This window comes from Pseudoalteromonas sp. P1-25 (assembly GCF_001401805.1).
Classification (GTDB): domain Bacteria; phylum Pseudomonadota; class Gammaproteobacteria; order Enterobacterales; family Alteromonadaceae; genus Pseudoalteromonas.
On record NZ_LKDW01000008.1, the window covers coordinates 139,096 to 146,714 of the forward strand.

General features: G+C 43.6%; 5 protein-coding genes. All 5 read left to right on the top strand.

Translation table 11 applies throughout. The features are described 5' to 3' along the window. The first annotated feature begins 17 nt into the window (after window positions 1–17). The gene (gene rpoC, locus AN393_RS07610) at window positions 18–4,190 is read left to right on the top strand and encodes a DNA-directed RNA polymerase subunit beta' (RefSeq protein ID WP_055015584.1); all 4,173 of its coding nucleotides are present in this window, start codon (window positions 18–20) and stop codon (window positions 4,188–4,190) included. Between the two features lie 193 nt (window positions 4,191–4,383). Beyond that, window positions 4,384–4,758: a 30S ribosomal protein S12 gene (gene rpsL, locus AN393_RS07615; RefSeq protein ID WP_002958885.1), complete on the top strand. Its 375-nt coding sequence runs from the start codon at window positions 4,384–4,386 to the stop codon at window positions 4,756–4,758. A 97-nt stretch (window positions 4,759–4,855) separates the two neighbouring features. Then, window positions 4,856–5,326, top strand: a complete 471-nt coding sequence (gene rpsG / locus AN393_RS07620) for a 30S ribosomal protein S7 (RefSeq protein ID WP_004588211.1) — start codon at window positions 4,856–4,858, stop codon at window positions 5,324–5,326. Between the two features lie 27 nt (window positions 5,327–5,353). Then, complete coding sequence (fusA, locus tag AN393_RS07625; protein WP_055015583.1) at window positions 5,354–7,468, top strand: elongation factor G; 2,115 nt, start codon at window positions 5,354–5,356, stop codon at window positions 7,466–7,468. 62 nt (window positions 7,469–7,530) lie between these two features. Beyond that, window positions 7,531–7,619: GTP-binding protein (locus AN393_RS07630; RefSeq protein WP_233997923.1), on the top strand; the 89-nt coding region annotated here is incomplete at its 3' end.

Here is a 7,619-nt window from a genome sequence, read left to right on the forward strand (position 1 = left end):
CCGACAGGAGAGCTAAGGTGAAAGACTTACTTAAGTTTCTGAAGCAACAAAATAAGACCGAAGAATTCGATGCAATTCGCATTGGTCTTGCTTCACCAGACATGGTTCGTTCATGGTCATACGGTGAAGTAAAGAAACCTGAGACTATTAACTACCGTACTTTCAAGCCTGAGCGCGATGGCTTATTCTGTGCCCGTATTTTCGGCCCAGTGAAAGATTATGAGTGTTTATGTGGTAAATATAAACGCCTTAAACACCGTGGTGTGATCTGTGAGAAGTGTGGCGTTGAAGTTACACTTACAAAAGTGCGTCGTGATCGTATGGGTCATATCGACCTTGCGAGCCCAGTAGCACATATATGGTTTTTAAAATCATTACCGTCTCGTATTGGCTTAATGCTTGATATGACACTTCGTGATATTGAACGTGTTCTTTACTTCGAATCATTCGTAGTAACTGAGCCTGGTATGACAACGCTTGAGCGTGGTCAACTATTAGGTGAAGAAGAATACTTAGATGCGCTTGAAGAGCACGGTGATGAGTTTGAAGCGAAGATGGGTGCAGAAGCAGTATTAGACTTGCTTCGTGAACTTGATCTTGGCCAACTAATTGCAGAAATGCGTGAAGAGTTACCAACAATTAACTCTGAAACTAAGCGTAAAAAGATCACTAAGCGTCTTAAGTTAATGGAATCGTTCCACCAATCAGGTAATAACCCTGAGTGGATGATCATGACAGTACTTCCAGTATTGCCACCTGACTTACGTCCATTAGTACCACTAGACGGTGGTCGTTTTGCGACATCTGATCTAAATGACCTTTACCGTCGTGTTATTAACCGTAATAACCGTCTTAAGCGTCTATTAGATTTAGCTGCACCAGATATTATCGTACGCAACGAAAAACGTATGTTACAAGAAGCGGTAGATGCGCTACTTGATAACGGTCGTCGTGGTCGTGCAATTACAGGTTCTAACAAGCGTCCGCTTAAATCTCTTGCTGATATGATCAAGGGTAAGCAAGGTCGTTTCCGTCAGAACTTACTTGGTAAGCGTGTAGATTACTCTGGCCGTTCTGTAATCACGGTTGGTCCTACACTTAAGCTTCACCAATGTGGTCTTCCTAAGAAGATGGCACTTGAGCTATTCAAACCATTCATCTATGGCAAATTAGAGCGTCGCGGCATGGCTACGACAATCAAAGCTGCTAAGAAAATGGTAGAGCGCGAAGTAGCGGAAGTATGGGATGTACTAGACGAAGTAATTCGTGAACATCCAGTACTACTTAACCGTGCACCTACACTTCACCGTTTAGGTATCCAAGCGTTCGAACCTGTACTAATTGAAGGTAAAGCAATCCATTTACACCCATTAGTTTGTGCGGCTTACAACGCCGACTTCGATGGTGACCAAATGGCGGTACACGTACCGTTAACGCTTGAAGCTCAGTTAGAAGCTCGTGCACTAATGATGTCTACTAACAACATTCTATCTCCAGCGAATGGTGAGCCAATCATCGTTCCTTCACAGGATGTTGTATTAGGTCTTTACTACATGACGCGCGATCGCATTAATGCGAAAGGCGAAGGCATTGTATTTAAAGATCCTAAAGAAGCAGAAAAAGCATACCGTAGTGGTAACGCAGAACTTCACGCACGCGTTAAAGTGCGTATTAGTCAGTCAATCACTAACGAAGCAGGTGTTGTTGAAGACACTGTAACGCTTATCGACACTACTGTTGGTCGTGCAATTCTGTCTCTAATTTTACCTAAAGGTATGCCGTTTGAGTCAATCAACCAAGCATTAGGTAAAAAGCAGATTTCTGGCTTATTAAACGAGTGTTACCGTCGTCTAGGTCTTAAAGACACTGTTGTGTTTGCTGACCAAGTTATGTACACCGGTTTCCACTACGCAATGAAGTCAGGTGTTTCAATTGGTATCGATGACTTAGTTATCCCACCAGTTAAAGCATCAATCATTGAATCAGCTGAAGCTGAAGTAACTGAAATCAACCAACAATTCCAATCAGGTCTTGTAACGGCTGGTGAAAAGTACAACAAAGTTATCGATATCTGGTCACGTGTAAATGAAAACTTATCACGTGAAATGATGGCCAACTTGTCAAAAGACACGGTTATCAATGCTAAAGGTGAAGAAGAAGAGCAACCGTCATTTAACTCAGTGTTTATGATGGCCGACTCAGGTGCTCGTGGTAGTGCCGCTCAGATCCGTCAGCTAGCAGGTATGCGTGGTCTAATGGCACGTCCAGATGGTTCAATCATCGAGACGCCAATCACGGCTAACTTCCGTGAAGGTCTAAACGTACTACAGTACTTCATCTCAACGCACGGTGCGCGTAAAGGTCTTGCCGATACAGCACTTAAAACAGCTAACTCAGGTTACCTAACGCGTCGTCTAGTAGACGTTGCACAAGATTTGGTAATCAACGAAGATGACTGTGGCACAGAAGATGGCTTAACAATGAAACCGCTTATTGAAGGTGGTGACGTTGTAGAAGCACTTCGTGAACGTGTACTAGGTCGTGTTGTTGCTGAGCCTGTGCTTATTCCTAATACAGACACTGTATTAGTAGAGCGTAATGTAATGCTTGATGAAAAACTGTGTGACCTTTTAGAAGAGCACTCAGTAGATGAAGTTCGCGTACGTTCTGTTATCACATGTGATAACGACTTTGGTGTATGTGCTAAGTGTTATGGTCGTGACCTTGCACGTGGTCATATCATCAACGCAGGTGAATCAGTAGGTGTTATCGCGGCACAATCAATCGGTGAGCCGGGTACACAGCTTACGATGCGTACATTCCACATCGGTGGTGCGGCATCAAGAGCATCAGCTGAAAACAATGTACAAGTTAAAACTGACGGTACGTTAAAACTACATAACGCTAAGTATGTACTTAATACCGACGGTAAGATTGTAATTACTTCACGTTCAACTGAAATCACTATCATTGATAGCTTCGGTCGTGAAAAAGAGCGTTATAAAGTACCTTACGGTGCGGTACTAACAGTACAAGACAATGCAGAAGTTCAAGGTAACGACATCGTTGCTACTTGGGACCCGCATAGTCACCCAATCGTTCTTGAGCATAAGTCAAAAATCTCGTTCAGCGATGTTGATGACTCAAATACGGAAGCACAAACTGATGAACTAACCGGCTTAACCCGTGTAGTTGTTAAAGACCTTGCTAAAGTAAATGCGAAAGAGCCTAAGCTTATCATCGAAAGTGAAGAGCGCGGCTTGCAGGAAACACGTCTACCTTCATTCACTACGATTGAAGTGACAGATGGCGTTACAGCAAACCCAGGTGACGTACTTGCACGTATTCCGCAAGAAGGTTCGAAAACTCGTGATATCACGGGTGGTCTACCACGCGTAGCCGACTTATTTGAAGCACGTAAGCCAAAAGATCCAGCTATCTTAGCTGAAATCACAGGTACAATTAGCTTCGGTAAAGAGACTAAAGGTAAGAAACGTTTAGTTATTACACCTGCTGAAGGCGATCATTACGAAGAAATGATTCCTAAGTGGCGTCAACTTAACGTGTTTGAAGGTGAGCAAGTGTCTAAAGGTGAAGTTATCGCCGATGGTCCTGAATCACCACATGACATCTTACGCCTACGTGGTGTGACTCATGTTGCTAACTACATTGTTAACGAAGTGCAAGAGGTTTACCGTTTGCAGGGCGTTAAGATCAATGATAAGCACATTGAAACAATTATTCGTCAGATGCTACGTAAATGTACCATCCTTGACGGCGGTGATACTGAGTTCTTAGCGGGTGAGCAAATTGAAGTAGCTCGCGTTAATATCGCTAATCGTGACCTTGAAAAACAAGGTAAGATCCCAGCGAAGTTTGAAATACAGCTAATGGGTATTACGAAAGCATCACTTGCAACAGAATCTTTCATCTCAGCAGCGTCTTTCCAAGAAACAACACGTGTTCTTACAGATGCCGCCGTGAATGGTAAGAGCGATGAGCTTCGTGGTCTGAAAGAAAACGTAATTGTGGGTCGTCTGATCCCAGCCGGTACTGGCTTTGCGTATCACCAAGACCGTATGGCTCGCCGCAAGCAGGGTGAAGTTGTTGAAGAGCAAACAGTAAGTGCAGAAGAGGCAACTCAAGCACTAACAGATGCTCTGAACGCAGACTTATCTGGAAATCAATAAACTCTTATTAATCAACAGATTAATAAATCGTAAGGCAGTTATCTACTGTCTTACGATGAGTTTAGGTTGACAGGTTAAACTTTGCTCATTAAAATTCCGCCACCCATTTACTTGCATGTATGTTACAAGCTTGTAAAAAGGGCGGATTTTTTTATTTTTTTCAGTAGTAATTTTAATTTCAGGAGCTATTTAAATGGCAACTATTAACCAGCTAGTGCGTAAGCCACGTCGTAGCAAGGTTACTAAAAGTAACTCAGCTGCGCTTAAAGCGTGTCCGCAAAAGCGTGGTGTATGTACTCGCGTATATACAACTACACCTAAGAAACCAAACTCAGCGTTACGTAAAGTAGCTCGTGTACGTTTAACTAACGGTTTCGAAGTAACATCATACATCGGTGGTGAAGGTCATAACCTTCAAGAGCACAGTGTAATCCTAATCCGTGGTGGTCGTGTTAAAGATTTACCAGGTGTGCGTTTTCACACTGTACGTGGTGCACTTGACTGTGCAGGCGTTAGCGACCGTCGTCAAGCTCGTTCTAAATACGGTGCAAAACGCCCTAAAGGCTAATTGTTTTCCGTTAGTAAGGCCAAGCACTAAATATTATTAATTATTGTTTTGGGTGATTGTTCCAAAAGGACAAACCTGAATAAACCGGAGATACAAAATGCCTAGAAGACGCGTAATAGGTCAACGTAAAATTCTTCCAGATCCTAAGTTCGGATCGGAACTTCTTGCTAAATTCGTTAACATCGTAATGTTAGACGGCAAGAAATCTACTGCTGAAAAAATTGTTTATGGTGCGCTAGACGTGGCTGCTGAGAAATCAGGCAAGTCGCACCTAGAAATCTTTGAATCTGCACTTGATAACATCCGTCCACAGGTAGAGGTTAAATCTCGCCGTGTTGGTGGTTCAACTTATCAAGTTCCAGTTGAAGTACGTCCAGTACGTCGCAACGCATTAGGTATGCGTTGGTTAGTAGACGCTGCACGTAAGCGTGGCGAAAAATCTATGGGCTTACGTTTAGCTCAAGAAATCGTTGACGCTGCTGACAACAAAGGCACTGCGGTTAAGAAACGTGAAGACGTTCACCGTATGGCTGAAGCGAATAAAGCATTCGCACATTACCGTTGGTAATCTGTCCTTAACCTTTAAGAGGATCATATGGCACGTACAACTCCACTTGAGCGCTACCGTAATATCGGCATAGTAGCTCACGTAGATGCAGGCAAAACCACCACAACAGAACGTGTTCTGTTCTACACGGGTCTTTCTCATAAGATCGGTGAAGTACATGATGGCGCCGCAACTATGGATTGGATGGAGCAGGAACAAGAGCGTGGTATCACAATCACTTCTGCTGCAACAACGTGTTTCTGGAAAGGGATGGACGCGCAATTTGACGACCATCGAATCAATATTATTGATACGCCAGGACACGTAGATTTCACTATCGAAGTAGAGCGTTCTTTACGTGTACTTGATGGTGCGGTAGTTGTTCTTTGTGCTTCATCAGGTGTACAGCCGCAAACTGAGACAGTTTGGCGCCAAGCGAACAAATACGAAGTTCCGAGAATGATCTTCGTAAATAAAATGGATCGCACTGGCGCTGACTTCTTAACGGTTGTTGACCAGGTGAAATCTCGTCTTGGAGCAACGCCTGTTCCAATCCAGTTGCCTATTGGCGCTGAAGACGACTTTAAAGGTGTTATTGACCTTATAAAAATGAAAGCCATTAACTGGAACGAAGCGGACCAGGGTATGACTTTCTCTTATGAGGCAATACCGGCAGAACTTCAAGAGCTCGCTCAAGAGTGGCACTCTCATTTAGTTGAAAGTGCAGCTGAAGCCTCTGAAGAACTAATGGATAAGTACTTAGAAGGTGAAGAGTTAAGTGAAGCAGAAATTAAATCTGCCTTACGTCAACGCACATTAGCGAACGAAATTGTTCCCATTACGTGTGGTAGTGCATTTAAAAACAAAGGCGTTCAAGCTGTGCTTGATGGCGTTGTTGAATACATGCCTGCACCAACACAAGTGAAACAAATCCAAGGTATCCTAGAAAATGGAACTGAGGAAGAACGTCCAGCTGATGATAAAGCGCCGTTTGCTGCACTTGCATTTAAAATTGCAACAGACCCGTTTGTTGGCACTTTAACCTTTTTCCGTGTTTACTCTGGTACTGTTAAACAGGGTGACGCGGTTTATAACCCAGTTAAAGGTAAGCGTGAGCGATTTGGTCGTATCGTACAGATGCATTCAAACTCACGTGAAGAGATCAAAGAAGTTCACGCAGGCGATATTGCGGCAGCTATTGGTCTCAAAGACGTAACAACAGGTGAGACACTGTGTGATCCGAACTCTATTATTACGCTAGAGCGTATGGAGTTCCCAGAGCCAGTTATCTCTGTTGCGGTTGAGCCTCGCACAATCGCTGACCAAGATAAGATGGGTATAGCACTAGGTAAACTAGCCGCAGAAGATCCGTCTTTTCGTGTACAAACTGACGAAGAATCAGGCCAGACTATAATCTCTGGCATGGGTGAACTTCACCTTGATATCATTGTCGACCGTATGAAACGTGAATTCAGTGTTGAATGTAACGTTGGTAAGCCGCAGGTTGCATACCGAGAAGCTATCCGTTCAACTGTTGAAGTTGAAGGGAAGTTTGTACGTCAATCAGGTGGTCGTGGTCAGTATGGTCACGTCTGGGTTAAACTTGAACCGATGGATATTTCGGAAGATGAAGCGCCGACGTATGAGTTCGTTAACGAAACAGTAGGTGGTTCGGTTCCTAAAGAATTTATCCCTGCGGTAGACAAAGGTATCCAAGAGCAAATGTCTCAGGGTGTACTGGCTGGCTACCCATTACTTGGCGTTAAAGCGACTCTATATGATGGTTCATTCCATGATGTAGACTCGAATGAAATGGCATTTAAGATTGCAGGTTCAATGGCAATGAAAGCGGGGGCGCTTAAAGCTGACCCTGTACTTTTAGAGCCAATGATGAAGGTTGAAGTAATCACTCCTGACTCAAACATGGGTGATGTAGTTGGCGACCTTAACCGTCGTCGCGGCATAATCGAAGGCATGGAAGATGCAATAGGTGGACTTAAGCAAGTTAATGCCCAAGTTCCTCTTTCTGAAATGTTTGGTTATGCAACTGCTTTACGATCTGCAACACAGGGCCGTGCTTCTTACTCTATGGAGTTTTTGAAGTATGCTGAAGCCTCTAAACAGGTTGCAGATACAATAATTTCAGCTCGCGCTGTTATATGATTTTAGCTCGTCTGGCTCAATAGTGAGTCAGGCTTTAATTTCTTAATTAGGAATTTTTTAAGATGGCAAAAGAAAAGTTTGAACGCGTAAAACCGCACGTAAACGTTGGTACAATCGGCCACGTTGACCACGGTAAAACTACACTAACTGC

Coding starts and splice junctions, on each gene's coding strand:
- rpsG (WP_004588211.1), top strand. CDS start 4,856: ATGCCTAGAAGACGCGTAATAGGTCAACGTAAAATTCTTCCAGATCCT.
- fusA (WP_055015583.1), top strand. CDS start 5,354: ATGGCACGTACAACTCCACTTGAGCGCTACCGTAATATCGGCATAGTA.
- rpsL (WP_002958885.1), top strand. CDS start 4,384: ATGGCAACTATTAACCAGCTAGTGCGTAAGCCACGTCGTAGCAAGGTT.